The 23,938-nt window shown below is 42.8% G+C and carries 16 protein-coding genes and 1 pseudogene; 12 read left to right on the forward strand and 5 right to left on the reverse strand.

Translation table 11 applies throughout. The annotated features are described in order from the left end of the window. Nucleotides 1-283: 283 nt before the first annotated feature. Together ACKTT2_RS14395 and ACKTT2_RS14400 are read left to right on the forward strand one after the other, a co-directional pair. Nucleotides 284-1,276, forward strand: a complete 993-nt coding sequence (locus tag ACKTT2_RS14395) for an RNA ligase family protein (RefSeq protein ID WP_407887936.1) — start codon at nt 284-286, stop codon at nt 1,274-1,276. Nucleotides 1,277-1,653: 377 nt separating this feature from the next. Further along, nucleotides 1,654-2,856: an AAA family ATPase gene (locus ACKTT2_RS14400; RefSeq protein WP_407887938.1), complete on the forward strand. Its 1,203-nt coding sequence runs from the start codon at nt 1,654-1,656 to the stop codon at nt 2,854-2,856. On the opposite strand, the gene ACKTT2_RS14405 is transcribed toward ACKTT2_RS14400, so the two are convergent. Continuing rightward, nucleotides 2,837-5,557, reverse strand: a complete 2,721-nt coding sequence (locus tag ACKTT2_RS14405) for a CHASE2 domain-containing protein (protein ID WP_407887940.1) — start codon at nt 5,555-5,557, stop codon at nt 2,837-2,839. The two genes, ACKTT2_RS14400 and ACKTT2_RS14405, sit on opposite strands and share 20 nt — an antisense overlap. 239 nt (nt 5,558-5,796) lie before the next feature. Next, nucleotides 5,797-6,021: a hypothetical protein gene (locus ACKTT2_RS14410; RefSeq protein WP_407887942.1), complete on the reverse strand. Its 225-nt coding sequence runs from the start codon at nt 6,019-6,021 to the stop codon at nt 5,797-5,799. Between ACKTT2_RS14410 and ACKTT2_RS14415 the strand changes: the two genes are divergently transcribed. The 3 genes from ACKTT2_RS14415 (at nt 6,006) to ACKTT2_RS14425 (ending at nt 9,880) form a co-directional block, all read left to right on the forward strand. Further along, nucleotides 6,006-6,899: a proline iminopeptidase-family hydrolase gene (locus ACKTT2_RS14415; protein WP_407887944.1), complete on the forward strand. Its 894-nt coding sequence runs from the start codon at nt 6,006-6,008 to the stop codon at nt 6,897-6,899. The two genes, ACKTT2_RS14410 and ACKTT2_RS14415, sit on opposite strands and share 16 nt — an antisense overlap. A 357-nt stretch (nt 6,900-7,256) precedes the next feature. Beyond that, nucleotides 7,257-7,340: an NAD(P)-binding protein gene (locus ACKTT2_RS14420; protein WP_407887986.1), complete on the forward strand. Its 84-nt coding sequence runs from the start codon at nt 7,257-7,259 to the stop codon at nt 7,338-7,340. Between the two features lie 455 nt (nt 7,341-7,795). Then, on the forward strand, nt 7,796-9,880 hold the full coding sequence (locus tag ACKTT2_RS14425; RefSeq protein ID WP_407887946.1) for a transferrin receptor-like dimerization domain-containing protein: 2,085 nt from the start codon (nt 7,796-7,798) through the stop codon (nt 9,878-9,880). Between the two features lie 162 nt (nt 9,881-10,042). On the opposite strand, the gene ACKTT2_RS14430 is transcribed toward ACKTT2_RS14425, so the two are convergent. The 3 genes from ACKTT2_RS14430 to ACKTT2_RS14440 form a co-directional block, all read right to left on the reverse strand. Further along, a complete protein-coding gene (locus ACKTT2_RS14430; protein WP_407887948.1) occupies nt 10,043-10,585 on the reverse strand; it encodes a GAF domain-containing protein in 543 nt (180 codons plus the stop codon). Nucleotides 10,586-10,680: 95 nt separating this feature from the next. Continuing rightward, on the reverse strand, nt 10,681-12,192 hold the full coding sequence (locus tag ACKTT2_RS14435) for a NarK family nitrate/nitrite MFS transporter (protein WP_407887951.1): 1,512 nt from the start codon (nt 12,190-12,192) through the stop codon (nt 10,681-10,683). 89 nt (nt 12,193-12,281) lie between these two features. Beyond that, complete coding sequence (locus ACKTT2_RS14440) at nt 12,282-14,270, reverse strand: cytochrome-c peroxidase (protein ID WP_407887953.1); 1,989 nt, start codon at nt 14,268-14,270, stop codon at nt 12,282-12,284. Nucleotides 14,271-15,005: 735 nt separating this feature from the next. Here ACKTT2_RS14440 and ACKTT2_RS14445 point away from each other — a divergent pair. The 7 genes and pseudogenes from ACKTT2_RS14445 (at nt 15,006) to ACKTT2_RS14475 (ending at nt 23,801) form a co-directional block, all read left to right on the forward strand. After that, entirely contained in the window at nt 15,006-16,226 is a 1,221-nt protein-coding gene (locus ACKTT2_RS14445) for a glutathione S-transferase family protein (RefSeq protein WP_407887988.1), read from the forward strand. 20 nt (nt 16,227-16,246) lie between these two features. Then, nucleotides 16,247-17,098 (forward strand): TOMM precursor leader peptide-binding protein, encoded by an 852-nt coding sequence (locus ACKTT2_RS14450; protein WP_407887955.1) that lies wholly within the window; start codon nt 16,247-16,249, stop codon nt 17,096-17,098. A gap of 171 nt (nt 17,099-17,269) precedes the next feature. Next, entirely contained in the window at nt 17,270-18,637 is a 1,368-nt protein-coding gene (locus ACKTT2_RS14455; RefSeq protein WP_407887957.1) for an AAA-like domain-containing protein, read from the forward strand. A 15-nt stretch (nt 18,638-18,652) separates the two neighbouring features. Beyond that, nucleotides 18,653-18,814: an element excision factor XisI family protein gene (locus ACKTT2_RS14460; protein ID WP_407887959.1), complete on the forward strand. Its 162-nt coding sequence runs from the start codon at nt 18,653-18,655 to the stop codon at nt 18,812-18,814. Further along, a pseudogene (locus tag ACKTT2_RS14465) lies at nt 18,772-18,903 on the forward strand (DUF4351 domain-containing protein); the annotation flags it as partial. The gene ACKTT2_RS14460 and the pseudogene ACKTT2_RS14465, both read left to right, overlap by 43 nt. Before the next feature lie 458 nt (nt 18,904-19,361). Beyond that, nucleotides 19,362-19,538 carry a hypothetical protein gene (locus ACKTT2_RS14470; RefSeq protein ID WP_407887961.1) on the forward strand — a complete coding sequence of 59 codons (177 nt, stop codon included), beginning with the start codon at nt 19,362-19,364 and terminating at the stop codon, nt 19,536-19,538. Between the two features lie 852 nt (nt 19,539-20,390). Further along, nucleotides 20,391-23,801, forward strand: a complete 3,411-nt coding sequence (locus ACKTT2_RS14475) for a glycerophosphodiester phosphodiesterase family protein (protein ID WP_407887963.1) — start codon at nt 20,391-20,393, stop codon at nt 23,799-23,801. Nucleotides 23,802-23,938 lie beyond the last annotated feature (137 nt).

The following is a 23,938-nucleotide window of genomic DNA, read 5'->3' on the forward strand; positions in this document are numbered from 1 at the left end:
GTAGATAGGGCTATGCCGCACAAAAGCCTGATTTGGTGGGCTGTCTTCCCTACCTACAGTCATTAAAATTTTTCATGAATGATTTAGCATTGCTATATGAAGTATCAAGTATGAAGTAAACATATCAATAAATTGAGTGGCTTTTATCCATCTCTCAACGATTTTTTATCCTTAATCCTTTATCATTCATCCTTATTTAAAGCTGTGGATAATTCACAGCGATATTTCGTTTGCCCTATAAAAAACTATTTCAAAATATGATGCTTATGTAGAGAGGTAAGTTATGAGCATATTTAAAGTTGAAGTTGTTGAAATCAAGAGTGTGACTTCTCACCCCAATGCTGATAGACTTGAGATTGTAACTTTGGAAGGAATGGCGTATCAAGTTATCAGCGCCAAAGGAAATTTTCAACCTAGAGATTTAGCCTTTTACTTTCCTATTGATAGTGTTATTCCAGAAGACTATCTTGATAAATTTGGGATTCGTCCTTATTACTCCAAAAAACTTCGTGCTGCTAAACTACGGGGCATTTTTTCTGAAGGCTTGCTCATTCCTGTAGGGGAGAATTTTACAGGAAATCCTGGAGATGACTATACCGAACATTTCGGTGTGACTAAATATGAATATCCAATTCCTCAAGGAATGCGTGGGGAAATGGAAAGCCACGTTGGGCATTATAAATTTCCCAGTCCAGAACATCTCAAGCGTTACAAAGACGTATTGATAGAAGGCGAAGAAGTCGTAGTCACAGAAAAACTACACGGAACTAACTTCACGGTATTAGTAGATGCTGATGGCAATACTCGTATTGGTAGCCATAACTACTTTTGGAAAAATAATGAGGTCAATAAAAATCTAGTTTATGTTCGTGCTTACCACGAGAATCCCGTTTTACACAAACTTCCACCTCTAACTCAAGTTTTTGGAGAAATCTATGGTGTCCAAGATATTAAATATGGTTTACCAAATGGCACAATAGGGCTAGCTTTATTTGCTGTCCGTCAGGATAAGCAGTTTCTCAATTACAGCGATTTTGTTGCTTTTTGTGAAGAATTTTCTTTACCAAGAGTACCTGTACTTTACGCGGGCGCTTACAGTTGGGAGGCGGTGTCACAATTTAACAATGCCAATAGTACACTCGACCCAGAGTGTATAATGGAAGGTGTTGTTGTGCAACCTACTGTTGAAAGACAACATCCTGAAGTAGGTAGGGTTGTGCTGAAGTTAATTAGCGACAGATATTTACTTCGCCATGAAGGAACAGAATTACATTAATAAGGATGAAGCATGAAGAATGGTAGGTTGGGTTGAGCGACAGCGAAACCCAACAAATATTCCATGTTTGTTAGGTTTTTAAGTAAAAATTACGCATATCATTATTTCAACGCAACAGCAAAACCAATAAATATATTATTGTGTTGGGTTTCGTTCCTCAACCCAACCTACCTCATCTTATGAAGAAAATATACCTAAATCTTAAGTCTTGCTGGTGCAAGTAGTGTTATATATAGATACAATGTTACAAAATTCTGAGGTAAAAATAACGCCATGCAAGTTTGTATATACAAAGCCAAACATCTATAACAGTCACTCCTACCAAGCTCTCATATAAAAAAAGACATAATATTAACACTGCAGCATTATTGAAAATCATGGATTTTGATTACTACAGACACCGTGAAGGCGGTTCCATTAATAGCAATCGTCAAAGTTTACTGGAAAGTGGGTGGCGACCCTTTCACAGAGAGTTGGACTGGGAGTTTGTTGGGCATCTATTGTATAACGATACGAAAGAACTGACTCAAAAAAGTTTGAATCTGGCAAGTAGCGTTGCTGAGATTTTAGGAAGAAATAATTATACTTGGTGGGCTAATTTATTAAACGTTGTTTCTGATAATACACGTTACGAGGTAGAAAAATTTTGGAACTATATTACACCCGATCCCCTCACACCGGATCATCGTTATAAAGATGTCCTCAGTACGGAAACGCCTATTGTTCATTTTGTCAGTCGCAATAGCATACCTATTGATTACGTTTTGAACCGGCTTCAGGAAATTACTGTATTGCGGGTTTTAGATTTATTAAAATGTCCGGATATTATTACGCAGCATTATTTAGAACGAGACTTTTATTTTCCTACAGAAAAGTTTGTCAATTGGGAACGCTTGGACGTTGTTAACACGGTTTATGCCTACTGGAGCAAGCACGATGTTTGGTTGCAAATCGATGCTTACGATCGCGGGAGGCGACAATATACTCTCATGGCAAAAAATTTAGCACCACTGATTAATAAAGCAACTTACGATTTGGCAGTCATGCTCAGTGGGTATCAAAGCCGTGTCGGTAAAGTTCACAGCCAATTTCTCATTCGTAGCTTTCCCGACGGTATTCAAAGCTTTACCGATACAGTACAGCAAGCCGTTCTTAACCAAAATCAGCTAGCTGTTTTGGTACATGGAGAACCGGGAACGGGGAAAACAGCTTGGACGCAAGCAGTGGCAAAAGAAATTCTGATGCCTTTAGGGTATGTCATTTTTATATTGGATCGTGATGCGATCGCTAACTTTGTTCCTCCAACATACTTAGAAAAAATTTGTATTATCATTAATGAAGCTGATAATTTGGCACAAGATCGCGCAAGTGAAGTTGCCCAATACAGTAATAATACAGAACACATTTTGAGTTTATTAGATGGCACGTTATATCAAAGCGTGATTGAAGATTCAGGCATTCAAATACAGCAGCGGTTGGTGATTCTAATGACTTGCAATACAACAGAAAGACTCGATCCAGCCATGTTACGAAAGGGTAGAGTCGATTTGATGTATGAGTTTATTCAAAAATTTGTTTAGACAGGTGAGCGTCAATAAGATGACGCTCAATGAAAACTTGATTGTCCCAACTTTCTGATTGCTTAAGGTATTCAATAGCAATTAGCCCCTCAATGGGATGTTCTTGACAAACTTCCAAAAGCAGTGATAAAGTTCTACGGAATTGAAGTTTCTCAAGTTGCTTGATAGTAACAAGCAACAACGCAACTGCCGATCCTAAAAGCGCTAGCAGTGAGGAAACGATAGGTATCCACCAGCCTAATAAAAAGGCTAGGAAACAAATCCCCACTAGCCCAACACTGGTAAGGGCTATAACAATAGCGCTCGCGATGACAGAACCGATCCGCCAGCTAACCGTTGCTCCTAACACTGCGCAAGCTACGATCCACATCCATTCTATTGGCTCGTACCAAACGCGAAGCAAAGATCTGCCATCAAGAACAGAGCTAATGATTTGACTGACAATGTTGGCATGAAGGGTTACTCCTGTCATGAGTTGAGGGGAACCAAACAGAGCATTGCTGTAAGGCGTATAAAATAAATCTTTGATGCTTTCAGCAGTAGTGCCAATAAGAACCAAGCGATCGCGGAAACTATTAGGGGGGACTTGACTTTCCAATACACTTGTTAAAGATAATGTGACAAAACTTTCCCGATCGCCTCGAAAATTCAGTAATGTTTGATAACCTCCAGAATCAGCACGAACGTAACCGCCCTGATTTCCTTCAAAGCGCTCAAAAACTGCTTGACCCCACCGCATCTGTTGGCGTTGGGGATTGCTATCGATCGCTTTTGGAGTTATCCTTTGAACCTCCAGATAATGCCGTGCTAACTTGAATGCCAAGCTGTAACGCACGTCTTTATCGGAAAGGCTTATTGACAACAAAGCACGACGTACCTTACCATCTGCATCTAATACTTGATCGGCGAAACCTACTCTTTCTTGACTAAGACCGAGAGGAGGTGCAATGGTATTGACAGCATTTCCTACAACTTTCTCGATACCATATAAGTTAGGAGTTGATTTAAACAAGTTAACTAAATCCCTGTGTCCCGGTTCTACAGGTAAATCTCGATAAATGTCCAGACCAATTGTTCTAGGTTTTTGGGCAATGATATTGTTAATTGCTCGAGCTAAAACTCGATCGGATATAGGCCACTTTCCCACCTTAGTAATATCCGCTTCATCAATAGTAACAATAGCAACACGTTTCTCTATCGATTCTAAAGGACGCCAGCGAAAAAACCGATCGAGCATATCCCACTCGGATCTTTGTAAAAGCCCACAAAAATGCAGTAGCATAACAAGTAAGCTAGCACACACAGCAATTAATGATACCCAACGCCGTTTAATTCGTAGTTTGAGAACTTCTCGCTTAGCTTTTTGCCTTGCCACTGCTAGTATTTGACCAGCTTGTGCTAACGTTGCTAACGCCATTTGAGCTTGACGTTTGGCTAAATCTTGGCTAGCGACTAAAAATTGATAATCCAAATCCTTGAGGCTTTTGCCTAATGCCCAAGTTAAAGCATCTTGTAAGTTTTGCCCTTGCAACAAATATGACTCATCCTGGTAATTTGAAGCTAACCAGTCTGCAAGCGCTTGTGCATAAGGTCGTAACTCGGTTAATTTACGCTCGACCCAACTTTTGTTAAATACAGTTTCATAAATGCGGTTATAGACCTTGAGTTTACCCTGGCGCTCGACTACTAACCCTGACAGTCGCAATTCAATTTGTTCTGGGCTGCCATCAGCGATCGCTTCTCCCTGCTGTAAAATTTGCTGGTATAGTCCTAGTAACCGACCTGTGTGTTGCTCATTCCTGTAACAGATGCGATCGCGAATAGTCCGTAAATGCTCCGGCTCATCCTGGGATTCCCAATTCTCAATAAGCCGCGTTCTGACCACTTGCTCAACCGATGGGGAATTCTTAATTGCTGATTCAAAGACCATTAACTGACACAGCTTTTGTGTGAGAAAGGGTTGACCACCTGTCCAATCCAGTATCTCCTCGATCACTGCTTTGGGGTTACTAATTTTTCCTTTCAATCCCTCGACTAACGGCTGAACTTCATGAGGCTGAAAACCATGTAGTTCGATCGCCCTCCCAATGTTGAAAGGTGTTTGAGTTTTATCTCGAATGAGATCGCCAGGAGTTGCTACCCCTAATAGCGCAAACGTTAAGCGCCTGTATTCAGGATGTACCTGTCGCTGTTGAAAGAAAAATCGAATTAAAGCAAAAAAATCATCCAGTGAAAAATTTTGACTTAAAACCCGGTCGATTTCATCAACAAAAATAACAATATTTTGCTTCACTTCTACTAAAAGTACTTCATCAATGAATTGGCTTAAGCACTGCACTGGAGAAAGTAAATCTAGTCGCTCTCGCCACCAAGTCCGCCATTGAATTTTTGAGTGTAGTTGGCAGCTACTTACCAAAGATTGAACAAAACCTGCATACCACTTGGATGGAGTCACATCCTGCTTTCCTATACCCGTTAAGTCAATAAAAACACAAATCGTTCCTTCTGCTTGCAGCCTTTGCATTGTCCGCACTCGCAAGCTAGACTTACCCATTTGTCGCGAATTCAAGACATAACACAACTGACCTGTTTTTAAGGCTTCATAAAATTCTGAATCGGCTTGTCGTGTCACATAGCTAGGAGCACCGCTTTCAAGACTCCCTCCCACTTGATACTCAAAGTTTAAGTTGACTTTTGTCATAAGCGCTGTCTTCAAAAGATTTAGCAAAAAGATATTTGTTCCAAAAAATATAAGTTTGATTCGATCCTAGAACTTACGCATTGACATTTAGCGGACTTTTAATAATTACCCTACCACCTTTTTCAACTTCCTGAAATATAGCGGTTTTTAATTGGGTGCAATACATTAAAAAAGTTATGGAACCGCAGCCTGTAGCAGACGAACGCAGATAAATCTGTACTTCATTCAAGTGAAAACCGCTATAGAAAAGGTTGCGTTGTAAAATGTGTATCAATTTGACTCGTTAACAAAGACTGCAACCCTAGAGGGTGAGCACTTATTTGTAGGTTCCGTTCGAGTGCATTGGGATTTACCAACTCTTTTTGTGCCATTTTTTGCAGTACAAGTGCCTGAATTCCATCTAAGTTTAAGTTATTGTAAATACTATTGCTAATAAGCTGGTCAGTGTATGAATCAACAGTCATCAACTTCTGCCGTTGAAGGTTTTATCTCGTTTCGCGATTATCGAGTGTGGTATCGTATTGTTAAACCGAACCAAGAAGAATTAGGCAAACTACCTCTGCTGTGTCTTCATGGAGGACCGGGAGTACCTCACGATTACCTAGAACCATTAGAAGCACTCGCTCACACCGGAAGGCAAGTTATTTTCTACGATCAACTCGGATGTGGAAATAGCGATCGCCCAAAGAACGAAAATTTCTATTCCATTAATTTATTTAAAGATGAACTGTTAGCCATTCGCAGTGCTTTAAACTTAAAGCAAATCCATCTTTTTGGACAATCATGGGGTGGTTGTTTGGTACTAGAACATACCCTTTCTCAAGCAACTGGTCTAGCCAGTTTAATTTTGGCTAATACGCCAGCCAATATTCAGCAATTTGTGACTGAAGCTTATAACTTGATGAACGATTTACCAGCAGATATCCAAGAGACTATTCGCAAACATGAAACCGCAGGGACAACCCAAGATACAGAATACAAACAGGCAATAGAAGTTTTTAACCATTGTTTTCTCTGTCGCTTAGACCCTTGGCCTAGTTGTTTGACTACAGCTTACAGCAAAGTAGGTACAGAGTTTCGAGGTACTGGCAAAATCATCGACTGGAATGTTGAAAATCGTTTGAGTGAAATTTCCGTACCGACACTGTTACTTTCTGGTAAGTATGATGAAGTAACCCCAGCTTGTGTAGAAAAATTAAATCTTGGTATTTCTGGTTCGGAGTGGGTACTCTTTGAAAACAGTTCGCATATGCCTCATTTGGAAGAAACAGAAACATTTCTGCAAGTATTGGATGAATTTTTAAGTCGAGTAGAACACAATAGCGGCTATTCACAACTTTAGTACTAGTAATTCTCCATGAATATAGTTATTTTGAGACTTATGCGACAAGCTATTTCAGCTTGTTGCGTCTTTCTTTTAGTCACTATATTCCTCATGAATTAGCAAGAGTTCAATGGGTAAAAATAGGATATCTTCACCTCAACAAATTGCTAAAATAATTAGGAAGTAGGAAAAAATCAGCAGGGGAGTAGCTTTTTGGTTCCTATTTTTTCCTATAGACAGTCGAAATTCTATTCAATATTGTAGAGACATGAAGAGTTGAGGTTGAGCCACCGATCTGACTTCAATTTGCCCACTTAAATTTACAATCTACTTAGCCCTTCTTGTGCTGGCTAATTAGAGGGTAAGCACGTTATTATTCTTGGTGCAGACTTAGCGGGAATGGCTTGTGCTTATAAGTTGGGTAAAGCTGGTTATGAATGCATCATTCTTGAGCCATAGAAATTTTAACGTATTGTTAGCAAAATTGGTTTCAGATATACATCAGCGATCGATACTGCTTGGTTAAGTAGGGTGGGCAGTGCCCACCAACAGCTAATGGTGGGCACTGCCCACCCTACTACGTATCTAGCAAGGTTTGCAGGGCTTATTGCTTTTTGAACTGTAGCTTGTATCTTGTTTTCTGCCCACCCTACTACTTATCTAGCAAGGTTTGCAGGGGAGGAAAAAAGGCAAAACCCGACAAGTATTGCATCAGTGATAGTCATAAAAGAGAAAAGCGATAAGTACTGTAGGTAGGGCTAAAGCCAGCCTATGTGTAGTTTAAAAATCAAATAGGAGTCATACATATTACTCTTATGTGGAAACAATTAAGTTCTAAAATAAAACATACTTTTCGTTTTGGTAGTATCCTTTTGCTTTCCTGCCTAGTAATCGTTATAACAGCAATCCAACAGGTGCAAGGAAAAAACGTTCCTGGTTTAACTACCGCCTCTGTACAGAAGCAGACACTCGAACAACTTATTGGTAAGCCAGTAGCCCAACGGATAGAAACACACGTTCGCGCTTTGACATCCAGATCTCATGAAGCTGGAACTGATACCAATATAAAGGCAGCCCAATACTACGCTCAGCGATTGCGAGAGTATGGTTTCGATGAAGTCGTATTCAACCGCTACGAGGTGTTGCTACCACGTCCGATCGAGCGCTCTGTAACGCTGCTTCAACCAGAGTCATATAAGTTGAAGTTAATTGAACCGTCAATCCCAACCGATCCGGACTCATACGATCGAGCTTTATTACCACCGTTCAATGCTTATGCAGCTGATGGCGATGTCACAGCACCAGTGGTTTATGTGAATTACGGACTATCTGAGGATTATGCGGTACTCGATTTCATGGGGATTTCAGTGAAGGGTAAGATAGTTATTGCTCGTTATGGTCGTAGTTGGCGTGGCGTCAAATCAAGATTGGCGGCTGAACGTGGCGCTGTTGGATGTTTGTTATATTCAGACCCCGCAGACGATGGTTATGTCAAAGGTGAAGTGTTTCCTAAAGGAAAATGGCGCTCGGAATTTGGGGTACAGATAGGTTCTGTCTTAGATATACCTAATTATCCAGGCGATCCACTTACACCGATGCAACCTTCTAAGCCGGGAGTCGAGCGCCTTCCCTTATCAAAAGCAGTGACGCTTGAGAAAATTCCCGTTTTGCCAATTTCTTACAGTGATGCTCTACCAATCCTGAAAAATTTGGGTGGTGAAGTCGTGCCAAAAAAATGGCAGGGAGGTTTGCCAATTACTTACTCTATTGGTTCCGGACAAGCTCGCGTCAGAATGCAGTTGCAGTCAGATTGGTCTGTACGCTCGATAGTGAATGTTATTGGAATTCTCCGAGGAAGGACAGAACCAAAAAAGATTGTCATGGCCGGTAGTCATCGAGACGCTTGGGGCTTTGGCGCAAATGACCCAATTGCTGGTGCTTCTTCATTACTAGAAAGCGCTCGGACAATTGGCGAACTTGCCAAGCAGGGACATCGACCGCAACGGTCAATAGCGATCGCTTCTTGGGACGCAGAAGAGTATGGTATGATTGGCTCTACTGAGTACGGTGAAGAATTTCAAGAGGCGCTTAAGGGAAATGTTGTCGTCTACTTGAACCGAGAGTTTTATGTTGCTGGCGACTTTAATGCTAGTGGTGTTGCTTCACTCCAGCCTTTACTCAATCAAATTACAAAAGAAGTGCAAATACCAAATAGTGACAAGAGTATTTTCGAGGCGTGGCGGGAATCCCAGAAGAAAAATCTTGTTACTGTTAACGGTATGCCTCAAGTGCCTCTAGATGGACTGGGTGCAGGTAGTGACTTCATGGTGTTTTTACATCACTTGGGCGTTCCCTCCCTTGATTTTGGATTTGGAGGAGCTAGTGATTATGGCAGCTATCATTCCCGCTACGACAGTTACTGGTTTTTTAAGAATTATGGCGATCCTGGCGCTGCTTATGGTCAAAAACTAACGGAACTCGTATCGTTATTTCTACTACGGATGGCAAATGCACGGTTATTGCCATTTGACTACGCTAGTTATTCAGAGGCAATTGACAGCTACATTGACGGGCTTTCCTCCGTGGCTCAACAGCAGGGTGTTGCAGTAGACATAGATAGAATTCGCGCCGCTAATAGTCAACTAAAAACGACCGCTCGTCAACTGAATGCAGAAACCGCCCAATTTGCACAAATGACAGAGCGCTCTTTAGAACGTAACCGAAAAGCTATATCCCGATTGAACGATTTACTAATAGCAGCAGAATCAGCATTCCTAGACGAAAAGGGATTGCCCCGTCGCCCCTGGTATCGTCATCAAATTTATGCACCTGGTTATGACACTGGTTATAGTGCCAAATTCCTTCCCGGTGTGCGAGAGGCAATTGAAAGAAAAGACACCTCAGAGGTCGAACAAATGACCGCCGTGTTGGAAAGCGCTATAAATCGAGTACGCGATACTTTGCAGCAGGCAAGGAATGTCATCCGCTCTGCTCGATAAACTTCATCCTTCATCTTTCATTCAATAACAATATTCAGCACTTGAGTTATGGTTTCTACCACCCGTTTGGCTTTTTCAATAGGGTTTCCCTTTGTGTGTCTCTAGCAACAAAGTTGGTAGGGATTTTGAGTGAGTGAGTTCGTGCATAGTGGATACTCCTCTTTAGAAACAGTTTTTTAAGGCAACCTGTGCTGCTGCTATAGCTAGTTTAATGAGTCGTGGATTTTGTTCGCAGATGTCCAACCGAAAAAAGACAAGCACTGATATTACCTGCGCGTTCGCGAGGAGCGGCACTCCCAATCCAGTTTTGATACCAAACGCCTTCGCAATGTAATGTCGCAAAAAGTAAGTTTCTGAGTGAGCCGAGGCATCTAGAATCCATTCGGGCTGCTGTGATGACCAAACTCGCCCTGGTAAACCAACACCAGGAGACAAGATAAAAGCTTCGCTACAGAACCGGAATTGCTGTAAATTAGACACTTGCTCAATGCTTCTTGCAGGGTTGACGTACCAAGCTGAACTCAGCTCTAAAATCGTGCCATCCTGTTTGGGAATCCAAGCTTCTCCATAATCCCAGTTTATGCTTTCACAGACAGTACGAAGTGTAGCGTTAAGCACAGCATTAAGCTCTGTTGTTTCACCGTCTGATTGAGTTAGTGTTTGCAACGGTTGAGTTTCTGCCTTAGATGGTTTTGAGTTGAGCATAATCTTTACAATCCTCATCAATGAAGAACTTTATTACTGAATCGATGTCAGATGGATTGATGGTTAAAGGCAAAAGTCAGTCGGCACGATTAAAGTCAAAAGCCCTGCTCCACTTTCGCCGTGGCATTGTTCTCTGCACAAGAATCATTGGGTTCTTGGAGGAAGAATCCGCAGAGGCTAGCGCAGAGCAGCGCAATTATACCCATTGTTGAGAATAGTGTCTGAGTATTTGTGAAGTTATAAACTGTTAAATAAACTACACCTCCTACATTGCCGTAAGCCCCAACAGTACCTGCAATCTGACCCGTAATTTCTCGCTTAATTAATGGCACTAGGCTGAAGGTGGCACCTGCACCCGCTTGTACAAAGTAAGCACACAATAGCGTCACCCCGATCGCAATTGGTAAAGACCAATGACTGTTGATTCTGCTCATGAGTAAAAAGCCGACTCCAATACCAACAGAAAACAGCGTCATCGTCCATTTACGATGGCTGCACTTATCGGAGATGAGTCCCCCACTCGGTCGCGATATCAGGTTCAAAAAGGGATAGCTAATAGCGGCAACCATGCCTGCTGCAACTCGATTTAGGGCAAAAGTTTGTTCAAAGAACATTGGTAGAATCGAGAAGACGGCTAACTGAGCGCCAAAATTGGTTAGATAGGTAAAGCTCAATAAAGCAACTTGACGAAACTGATAGCGTTGTGCGGGCGGATAGGTTTTACTACTTTTGAGAAAATCAGAGTTGAACGGGTTTAAGGAACCCACGACTTCTCGATTCACGTGCCAGGACTTATATGTTTGCAAGATGAATAATTTTGCCAGAAATACCCAGCACAATAGCTCTTGCCAACCCTGTAAAAAATGAATATGCAGCTGTGTGAGGGGAAAGGTGAGCAAGCCCAATGACAGCAACATCCCCAAGTCCAGCGCAATCATTGCCCAAAAGCTGCTAGCAGACGTGACGAGCATCGCGCCATGTCGCGGAGGTCGCTGATAGACTTTACCGGGTGGAGTATCTTCAACGCTAAAGAAGTAGATTATACCATAGAGTGCGGTAACGATTCCAGTCAACAGAATTGCCAATCTCCAGTTAACAGCACCATTTGATAAAAAAGTTGTGGCAACTGCGATCGCAGGTAATGTAAATTGGGCAGCAGCGGCTCCAAAGTTGCCCCAGCCTCCATAAATCCCTTGAGCAAAACCAATCTCTTGGGAGGGGAACCATTCTGCGACCATGCGAACTCCCACTACAAATCCAGCCCCCATAATCCCAGTGGCTAAACTGCTCCAGACTAGTTGGTTGAAGTTGGTTGCGGTTGCAGCAATCGAGCAGGGTATGAGCGCCAACACGAGCAAGGCTGAGAAAACAAGACGAGGACCAAAGCGATCGAGAATCATGCCAACCACAATTCGCGCTGGAATCGTCAAGGCTAGATTGCAAATTGCCAAAACTTTGAGTTGCTCAGTCGTTAACTTTAAATCCTGTTGAATGGTTGTGGCAAGAGGAGCAATGTTAAACCAAACGACAAATGAGAGAAAGAAGGCAAACCAGGTTAAGTGAAGAATGCGATAGCGCTCGCGAAATGACCATAGTCTTCGGATCATGTCTTGTATCCTTAACTTATGAGAAATACTATCGGGCGGGCAAAATGCCCGCGATCGCTGAAGTTTTCATCCCCATAAGGGGATAAATACTACCGAAGTTCTAAGAAATTTGGAGTCCCGTTGCCACCGTTACGACCAACAGGGGGGATTTCCTGGAAATCATCTGTGGCTTTTCCTGTGCCGTCATTAGTAACGGAGGTAGTGTCGCCCGGATGACCATTAGGAATAAACAGTTGCGGGTGGTCGAAAGGGGCTTTCTCCAGGCGGACTCGCTCATCGGTTAGCGCTTTCAGAAAAGCTACTAAGTCATCTTGTTCGGCTTCCGTTAACCCTAGTGGAGCTAGAGCGCTTTGTTGACGGAAATCACCACCACGATTGTAAAATTCTACTACTTGCTTCAGAGTCAATTGCCCGCCGTTGTGGAAGTAAGGGGCGGTGAGTTCTACGTTACGCAGTCCCGGCGTCTTGAAAGCTCCGTCATTCAATATTCTACTGTCTGAGGGGACAGTAACGTTTGGCGCTTCGCCGAGAAGTTGCTCGAATTTACCTTGCTGAGCCAGTCGCGACTCTGAAAGTGGGTTGCCGAATGGATCGTTACTTCCAACACCGGGGTCTTCCAAACTGGGTCTGACACCAATATTGAAGAAGCCATTATCAAAGAAGACTTGGTTGAGACTTTGGATTCGTTGTTTACTAACGAAGTTAACCGAAGCACTAGTGAGTTCTGCTCCGTGATGACAGGTGAGGCAAGCAGCTTTGCCCTCGAACAGCTGTTTCCCTCGCTGTTGTTGGTCGGTTAAGGCTGTGGTATCTCCGTCCAAGAAGCGATCGAGTGGTGTGTCATCAGAGACTAGTGTAGACTCGTACATCTGAATTGCTAGCCCGAACAGTAGCGAGAAGTTGTACTCCATTAGCGTGTATTCTTTCGTTTCGTCAGATCGGTCTCGTCGAGCGATAAAAGTTCGTTGACCGTTAGCGTCAACTTGGATCGAACGATCGGACTGCCACCACTCTGGCTTGAAGGCATTTGCAATTAATTGTTCGTAGGAAGCTGTTTGTAGACCGGGTTGGGGCCATCTACTCTCGGCACCTAAAACGCTGTCTTCTGGATGCACGATTTGTTTGCCTAATGGACGAAGGGGAAGTAACTTTTTACCCAGTTTTCTCGGAAGCTTTTTCCCTTTAGCAGCGCTGTGGGATTTTCTATCAATTGCGCCGAACTTATCGCCGATTTCCTCGAAAGTACGACCGTTAGCAGATATCTCAAAGGAATTGAGCGGCGGAGCGACAGCCTGGGAAGCTAAAGACGAATTTTTGAGCCTAATTTTGACGAATTCTAGTTGACTTGGGGTGTTTGCCTTTACGACCTCGGCATTGGGGTCTCTTAAACCGAAGGCATTCACGCCATTGAAAATATTTTGTGCGCTTCCATCCCAAAAGTTACGGAAGTTAAACACTGCATCGATCGTGGTTGCAGTGTTGCGCGGTTCGACTCGACGTACATTTGTGCCAACAACATTAAACACCGTATCTGGTAAAGGTTTGACTCGATCCACTGCCTTTCCTGGTGTGACGGCAACAAATTCAGTATTGAAGACTCCTTGAGAGGAGGTGACATCGTTACTGTCAGCCACAACAGTCGTCGGATCGTTCGGGTTCGACAGCTTGTGGAATGGATAATCTTCTGGCTTTAGCTGGTAGTTCGGTGCCCCACCAACATCGAAAGTTGTATCTGGGTTTGGACTACCGTCCGTATTTACACGCAAAAAACCGGGATTTATCTGATTTTTGCTTCTGTTATCGGTTCCTGCATGGAAGTGGCAACTCGCACAGGACTGCAAACCGTCGCTACCTAGTTGCATATCCCAGAAAAGAGCTTTTCCTAGAGCGATCGCTGCAACTTTATCCTTAATGAAATCACTAAGATTGTCAGGTTCTGGAACTGACACGCTTTTAAGCGAAGCTAGAGGTAGAGGTGTCGCGACCTGTGCTGACACAATATGTCCACTTGTAACTGCGATCGCAACAGTGACAGTAATTACTATAAACCGGGAAAATCTCTGAAACAGTCTCCTCATGAGGGCAATGCCTTAAACATAAACACATTAAGTAACTGGACTAAAATAGATATACTCATCAAGGTTGGGCAACGGGCAAGGGGCATAGGGCAAATCAAAAACATTATTGGAATTAATGATGTCCAATTACTTACAAAAATGACTTTAAGCTCATTCTTTTTTATATATAGGGGAAACTTTTAAACAATTATGCAATCATCAGAACGATTTGCTTTTTTCCTGGCAAGAGTATATTCTTCATTAGTTTTCAAGAGTACAATGGGTAAAAATAGGATATTTTTATCCAAACAAATTGGCGACCAGAATTAGAAAGTAGGAAAAAATCAGTAGAACTTACAAACTGCAAAAACCTTGCTCCCGCCTTGCTTCTCCTTTTTTCATTTTGATAGATTACTCCCTTCGATGCCATTTGATTGCCTAAACACGTAGGAAGAGCTATACTACACCATAGTAAATGGTGGACACTGCCCATCCTACAAAGACCAACCCACCAATAGTAAATGGTGGGCAGTGCCCATCCTAGAAAGACTGGTAATTTTAGAGCGAAAAAGGAGTAGTTTTTTTGCTCCTATTTTTTCCCATAGACAATTGAAACTTTATTCAATACACTACACTAATATTCAAGCTGAGCTATACAACAAAAGTTACTGCACGATCGCTTACCAAAAGCTTCACTCAACGGCTTAAGCCGTTGAGCGAAGCTGATCGCGAACACTGTTACAAACGGAGGTAATGATGACAGTTGAGAACACTACATTGAGTTGGGATGGACTGTTAGAACTGGCTCAAAATAAGACTCCTGTTCGACGAGCGCGTAGACCCGGACAATCCCCTTCTACCGCACCCATTCCAAGCAGTCTGCATAAACTGTCTCCAGAAACTCCACCACCTGTTTTGCTCTATCGCGACACGCATTCTTGGTGTCCTTTCTGCGAGCGAGTTTGGTTCGCGCTAGAAGAAAAGGAAATTCCGTTTGCAACTGAGTTCATTGATTTGAATAATAAGCCGAAATGGTACACCGATCTCGTTCCGACAGCGCAAGTTCCGGCTGCTAAAATCGAAGGTGAGTTGGTTTATGAGTCAAAGAACATTCTGCTGGCTTTAGAAGCACGATTTGGCGATTCGCCTCTGCTTCCAAGCGATCCTCAAGAAAATGCGATCGCAAGACAGTTCGTTGAAGATGCCGAAACAAACGGATTTATGGGAATTGGCTTCAAGTTCTTGATGGGAACTTCTGCGGATGAGCAGGAGTTAACAACTATACAAGCATCCTTTGAAGCAAAGCTAGATGAACTCGAGCAAACCTTAGCAAAATACCCAGGTTCCTACTTTCTCAGTATGTTTAGCTTAGCAGACATTATATATGCTCCGCTTCTCGATCGATTAGCAGCAAGTCTACCTGTGTATCGGAACTATCACATCAAAGGCAATCCACGATTTCCAAATCTCAATGCTTGGTTTACAGCCCTAAACGATCGCCCTGCTTTTGCTCGCGTTAAAACAGATGCTGCAACATTCAATCTCATTCTACGTCGGAAATGGGGCTTGGAACCGATTGCAAATTCTTTGCCGTTAGATCCAATTGTGAGTGAAACAATTCAATATCGAGCAGAAGCAGCAGAACGACTCAGTGACAATCGAGAAGCTGCAATCGGTGATATTATCAAAAACTCCGGAGTGCAAGCTCTAGCAGTGAATGACGAGCTCTCAGCCGTCAAAGATGCGATCGAGTTTCACCTCAAGCTACTCGCTGAGTACTTACTGAACGGCGATCGAACCCTGTTACCTTGGGGTCGAGTGGGTGGCAAAGAGAATCTCGACCCGTTTTCTTCTGCGGTAGGAGCAATTACCCTTGCCTATGTGAGAAATCGAATCTGTGCGCCGCGTGATATGAGTGCAGGTGCAGCAACCGCCTTTCGAGCCGCCACTGACAAAGTGTTGGCATCGATTTATTGAAATTGAGGGGCGATCGCGCTATGTTTTATAAGCCAATGTTTAAACCTCATTATCAAGTTAGAGTGATAGAACCCGATCTTGTGTACCTTCTTAGCGAGAAAGGACAATGCGCTCTTGGTGGTCGTTTATACGCTTTGTTAGCTCCGTTTTTAAATGGTCGTTATACTGTCCCCGAAATTGTTGAGCACTTAAACGAAAAAGTTTCCTTATTTGAAGTTCAAAATGCCTTAGTCCGTTTGAACAGCGAAGGATATTTGACTGAAGCTTTAGAAACTCTCCCTCCACAAGTTGCTGCATTCTGGAAAGCATTGGGTGTAGAACCTGAAAATGCCATTCGCAAACTACACAATAGTAGAGTTTCTGCGATTAGCTTCGGGAAAGTGGGGGTTGAGACATTTATTCTGGCTTTGGAATCGCTTTCAATTCAGGTAGGAGAGGGAGGAGAGTTTACAGTTGTTCTAACCGATAATTACTTGCAACTGGGTTTAGACGAGTTTAATCGAGAAGCAGAAAAAACAAAAAAACCTTGGCTGCTTGCTAAGCCCGTTGGTACGGAAATTTGGTTAGGACCGTTGTTTGTTCCGGGTCAAACTGGTTGTTGGGAATGTCTTGCTCAAAATTTGCGAAACCAGCGTGAAGCAGAAACTAGAACTGGGCAAAGAATATCGCCATCATTACCTTCTTCTTTTGCAGTTATTTCAGCTAGCATTCAGCTAGGATTGAATTTGATAGCGTTGGAAACAGCAAAATGGATTCTTTGGGGAGAGCATCAACAGTTAACAGGCAAACTCATTACTCTGAATTTGGCATCTCTCTCCATGCAACATCAAGTTTTAGATAAGCTTTTAGAGTGTCCCGTTTGTGGAGGGTGAGGATAAAAAGATTTCCTAACGCAATAAAAATATAGCGACTTTCAATTGGGTACAATAGTCAAGTTATGAAACCGCAGCCTATAGCAGACGAACGCGGATGAATCTATACTTTATAAAAGAGAAAACTGTGATGGGATTTTTTTGAAAAGTGTTTTTGATTGCTGAGCGTCCATGAACTTAAAATCAACCTTTACCTGGAAACAAGCCAAACAGGTTGTCGAGCAAGTTACTGTCAACAACTCTGGAGAACACTTGAAAGATATTGAAATGAAGGTGCTTCAAGCCTCTTGGGAGGGTCTGACCTATGAAAAGATGGCAGAGCAGTACAACCTTTCAGTCAACTATCTTAGGGGAGATATTGGTCCTCAGTTATGGCAGAAGCTTTCAAAGGCGCTAGCAGAAGAAGTAACAAAAAGTAACTTTAGAGGTGCTCTAGAGAGAGCATGGAAAAACCAGTTTTCAACACTCGATCCACTACCCGACATCAATACAAAACTGTCAGTATCGATGTTAACAGGGTCGCTACCATTTCCAGAGGGATCGGTTTGTTTAGAATCTCCCTATTATGTAGAGCGAGATAGTATTGAATCTACCTGTTATGAGACGCTCATGAAAGCCGGTTCCCTCATTCGGATTAAAGCGCCGAAGCTTATGGGTAAAACCTCACTGCTAATTAGAATTCTGGCTTATGCAGAATCTCAGAATTATAAAACAGTATATTTGGATTTTAGTAGTGTAGAACGAGCCATTTTATTGAATTTAGATAAGTTTACACGTTGGCTTTGTTTGATGGTTGGTCGGAAGTTAAAGTTAGAAAATCGGTTACAAGATTATTGGGACACAGAAATTTTAGGTAGCAATGATAACTGCACAGTGTACTTTGAGGAGTATTTACTGCCAGAAATAAACTGTCCCTTGGTTTTAGGGTTTGATGAAGTGGATCGAATTTTCCCCTGTCATGAAGTTGTTGAAGACTTTTTCGGAATGTTACGAAGTTGGCACGAGAAAGGGAAAATTTCCGAGCAATGGAAAAAACTACGATTGGTCATGGCACACTCTACTGAAGTGTATATTCCCCTAGACATGAACCAATCTCCCTTTAATGCAGGGGTACCAGTGGCGTTGCAGGAATTTGACCGCAAGCAGGTCAAAGAGTTAGCGCATCTTCATCAATTAGATTGGAACGATGACCAGGTAGAGGAATTAATGAAGATAGTGGGAGGACATCCCCATTTGGTGAGATTAGCAATGTATGAAATCTGTTCCAAAAAAGCGACGCTAAAGCAGTTATTACAAGATGCTTCGACAGAAGCTGGAATTTATAGTAACCATTTGCGAAGATACTTAAAGACGCTACACTCGGAAGAGGCTCAAGGTTTAAAAGAGGCGCTAAAAAAGGTAGTGACTTCAAATGAACCAGTGGAATTAGATTCAATGCAAATTTATAAGTTGCACAGTATGGGATTAGTGCAGCGACAGGAAAATCAGGTGTTTCCTCGATGCCATTTGTACCGCGAGTATTTCTGCCGAGTGTTGTAAAGAGGAGGTCATTGAATGGAGAGAATAGAATACTACCGCCAATGTATCCGTAACTTGCTAAGCGAACAAGCATCTACGGAAAATAGTAACCCAGATGTTGGGTGTCAGTTGGTGTTTGATACAGAACATGACCGTTACCAGAAGAAGTCAGAGAAAGAATTCAAACCCTCTCGGTAACACAATTAGAAGCACTTGGTGAGGCTTTGTTAGATTTTACGGTGATTGAGGACTTATTGAATTGGTTAGAAGCAAATCACTCGCAATAGTCAGAAATAAGTTTTGAATCTGCCTGTAGAGTGATGGAAACGTCAAGGACAAAACAACATACTACAATATACTACAACAAGGTGAGCCTATGAAGCGAATGGCGCGAAGAAAAGGCAGCCTTGCTGATGGCAGAGGGCAGAAGGGAAAAATTGTGAACTTCAATCTAAATAGTATGATGAACTCTATGCAACGACTTATGCGGTCATTAACTTTTGACGTAATAAGGGTCGCGGCATCCTCATATAAGGATAAGCTTTGGGACGACGCTTAAGAACTCTGGGTTCAACTCGTTGAGGGCGATGTGGGACAGCCTTGTGAACAATAACTTTTAACAGAGTACAAGATCCAACGCAATAGTCTTGCTCACAATCTCTACGGGAACAACGCCGCCGTCGAGGAATATTTTTGCCACTTTGGAATCAATCCGCTTTATCGCGATGCTTTCATTGAGGCAGGGATGCAAATCTCTGGCACAGACCAAGATGGTGAACCTCGTATCTTTGAGTTACCATCTCATCCGTTCTTTTTAGCAAGTTTGTTCGTGCCACAAACTTCGTCAACTCCTGCTAAACCTCATCCACTTATTAGTGGTTTTCTTGCAGTGTGCGCTAAGTTGCCAGTAAAAATGGGCTAACAATTCAAATGTTTATTAGCCAAGGATTCGATCTAGATGAATTCCTGTAAAACCACCCAAAATACCGTAGAAGTTGCGTAATGATTTGGTAGGTTGGGCAGCCACAAAAAGTGCGGGGGTTTCCCCCGTTGAGTGAAGTGGCGTTTGAGGAACTCTACCCAACATTTTCAAAAAAAGAATGCAACACCCGAAAGAATTAGAAATGATTGACGTAGGTTGGGTTGAGGAACGAAACCCAACATTTAATCGAATTGTTGGGTATCATAGAATCAAATTATTGGTGTCAATAGCGATAAGCCTCTGGCTTAACGGCTTAAGCCTTATCGCGCAAGGATTTTAGATTTGCCAGAATAGTCTTGAATTGACCCAATCGAGTCGTCAAGCTTCTAAATTACCAAATGCGATCGCTATTGCGTCGAACTGTTGTATATCGTACCGCACAACTTGATTATGTTGGGTTTCGTTCCTCAACCCAACCTACTTTAATAATCTTATTAGGTATTTCAACGGAGAAAATGATTTTCCTAAATGCATACCGATTGAGAAAAAATACTGAATCTTAATCTAAAGATTTACTGTCCTTAACCTACAAGCTGTTGGATGGAAATGTACGGAAAGCTTAACTCAAACTTCCGCGCATTTTATGAGGTTAAATGTGCGTAATGTATTATTTAAGACTTTCTATACAAAAATCTGGCTCGATCTTCTCCATCCAATTTTAATTTGGATAAAGAAATTACAGAGATCGTAAAGAGCCTAAAAAATGAAGGAACCAAAATCCTTCATCAGCTGTGAATATTCTATTTATTCATGGTTCAGGACCTAGTGTGTCTCACAAAATAGGAACAAATTATGGCAGACGTAACACTCAAGGGATTTGCAGTTCTAAGCGCAGATACATTTGCCGAGGGACCTCCATCTGGTAGTCTTCTAACAAGCACCAATGGAAGAACTATTCCATTCCCAAGTCAACCAGTTCAGGGCTTTAGTGGTGTACAGTTTGCCGACCAAAATACCTTCTGGTTCTTAGCAGATAATGGTTTTGGTGCAAGAACTAATAGTGCTGATTACCTGTTACGAATTTATCGCCTCGACCCTAGCTTCCAAGGTATAGACGGAGGTAATGCTAGCGTTCAGGTGCTGAACTACATCCAACTCTCCGATCCAGATAACCTCGTCCCCTTTAAAATTGTTAATCAAGGCACGAGCGATCGCTTGTTAACGGGTGCAGATTTTGATGTAGAATCATTTGTCCTAGCAAAAGACGGCACACTTTGGCTCGGTGACGAATTGGGTCCTTACTTGCTGCATTTTGACAGCACGGGAAAACTGCTTGAAGCTCCTATCGCCACACCGAACAGCAGCGTCAAACTCAACACTCTGAACGGTCAAACCCCTCTCGTTATCGGACACCGAGGTGCAAGCGGTGAATTGCCAGAACACACACTCGAAGCTTACAAACTTGCCATTGAACGAGGTGCAGACTTCATCGAACCAGACTTGGTTTCCACCAAAGATGGAGTCCCGATTGCTCGCCACGAACCCAATTTGATAGCCACAACCGATGTCTCAACTCGTGCTGAGTTTGCCGATCGCAAAAAAACCAAAGCGATTGATGGAGTCACAGAGGAAGGTTTCTGGGCTGAAGACTTTACCCTAGCAGAAATCAAAACTCTACGGGCAATTATGCCTCAAAGCTTCCGCCCTCAAGTCTTCAATGGAGTGTTTGAAATTCCTACCTTAGAAGAAGTCATCAATTTAGTAAAAGAGGTAGAAGCACAAACAGGGAAGAAAATTGGTATTTATCCCGAAACCAAACACCCCACTTACCATGACTCCATTGGTTTATCTCTAGAAGAACCTTTGTTGGCAACTCTAGAAAAAACTGGATTCACCGACCCCAGCCGAGTTTTCATCCAATCCTTTGAAACCAGCAACCTCAAAGAACTGAATCAGAAAACAGATATTCCCTTGATTCAGTTGTTAGATGCAACTGATGTGAGAGATGATGGTTCTTTGATTGAAACCAAACCTTATGATTTTGTTGTCAGTGGCGATTCCCGGACTTATGCAGACCTACGAACTCCAGAAGGCTTGAAAGAAATTGCCACTTATGCTGATGGTATTGGTCCTTGGAAGCGGATGATTGTCTCAGTGAAGACAGTAGATAAGGATAGAGATGGTAAACCAGACGACCTCAACAGTGATGGCGTTATCAATGATGCTGATAAAGTCACCACTCCACCAACAACCCTAGTACAAGATGCCCATGCAGCAGGGTTACAGGTACATCCTTATACCTTCCGTAACGAAGGACGTTATTTAGCATCTGATTACAACGGCAATCCAGAATTAGAGTACAGGCAGTTCTATCAGCTTGGCGTTGATGCTCTCTTCAGTGATTTTCCGGGTACTGCTGACTTAGTTCGCGACCAAATTACCGCAGTTTTTGTCCGTTCTCCCGATAATCCTGATGTTCTCAGAAAGGCAGAGTTTGATACACTCACAGGGAGCGCTCCTATTGTCATCGGTCATAGAGGAGCAAGCGGATCGCGCCCAGAGCATACTTTGGAATCGTATAAATTAGCGATCGCACTCGGTGCTGATTTTATCGAACCCGATCTAGTCGCCACCAAAGATGGAGTTTTAATAGCCCGACACGAAAACGCTCTTGCCATCCTCAACGCTGATGGTACCCTTAACACTTCTGACACCAGCACCGACGTTTACCAACATCCTGAGTTTGCCGATCGCCTGACCACCAAAGTTATTGACGGTCGTACTATCAGAGGTTGGTTCTCAGAAGATTTTACCCTGGCAGAAATTAAAACTCTCAATGCTATCGAACGCTTACCCGATTTGCGAGGAACCAAATATAACAATGATGGGTTAAAGATTCCTACCTTCACAGAAGTCATCGACTTGGTACAGCAAGTTGAAAAAGAAACCGGACGCAAGATAGGCATTTATCCCGAAACCAAACACCCCACCTATTTTGCCACAGAAGGCAAACGGATCGATGGCACTCCCATCAATACCAATTTAGGTAAAGAATTAGTCGATATCTTAGTTGCCAAAAACTTTACCGACCCCAAGCGAATATTCATCCAATCCTTTGAAGTCAGCAATTTACAAGAACTGAATAATGTCCTGTTACCCAAAGCAGGAATTGACGTACCACTCGTTCAGTTGTATGGTAACGCTACAGAAAAGCCCTATGACTTTACAGTCAGTGGCGACGCCCGTACCTATGGTGACCTCACAACCCCAACAGGGCTAGATTTTGTCAATGACTATGCGGCTGGTATCGGTCCTAACAAACGTTTAATTGTTCCGGCGCAAACAGTCGATCGCAATGGAGACGGTCAGCCAGATGACCTTGACGGTGATAGTACAATTACTGATGCAGATAGAGTTTTGGGTAATCCCACAACCTTAGTTCAAGACGCTCATACCGCCGGGTTGTTGGTGCATCCTTACACCTTCCGCAACGAAAGCGTTTTCTTAGCATCCGATTATAACGGCGATCCAGTAAAAGAGTTCAAGCAGTTTATCGAACTAGGAGTTGATGGTTACTTCACCGACTTCCCCGGAACAGGCGATACAGTACGCGACCTCTACGTAGGCGAAACAGTTGTTTCTAATCTTGGTGGTTCCAAAGGATTTGAAGGTTTAGCCATTAACCCCAGTAAAACCACTTTATACCCATTACTTGAAGGAACTGTGGTAGGCGATCCCGTAGGTTCTTTGAGAATTTACAAATACGATCTACAGTCGAATAAGTATGATGGTATTGCTGGTTACTACCAATTGGAGAACCCAAACAACGCCATCGGCGATTTCACTGTCGTCAACGACAACGAGTATCTTGTCATCGAACGGGATAACGGTCAAGGTGCTACCGCACAATTCAAGAAGATTTTCAAAGTTGACCTTTCTCAGAAAGATGCCAATGGCTTTATCGCCAAAGAGGAAATTGCTAATTTGCTCAACGTTCAAGATCCGCAGGACTTGAATAAAGATGGCAGCAACGTGTTTACCTTCCCCTTCGTAACCATTGAAGATGTATTGGTACTCGATAATAAAACTATCCTCGTTGCCAATGATAACAACTACCCTGGTGGCGGCGGGCGATCTTCTGCTCCCGATAACAACGAAATTCTCGTGCTTGAGTTAGGCACAACACTCAATCTCGACCCCCGTGTCGGACTTGCTGGGCTGCAGTACGGTTTAGCTAATGATAACATAGCGATTCAGCTTTAGCCTTTACCGAAGGCATCGCTCCTACCGATGGTTTGACTGCTTACAGCAGTTTTCAAGTAAATAAACCATACTATGCTCTTGTGGAACGGGCGTCCCCGCCCGTACATTCGAGGGCGGGGGTCCTCGCCCGCCCCACA

The sequence above is a fragment of the Scytonema hankhaensis NUACC26 genome, from assembly GCF_045865695.1.
Classification (GTDB): domain Bacteria; phylum Cyanobacteriota; class Cyanobacteriia; order Cyanobacteriales; family Nostocaceae; genus Scytonema.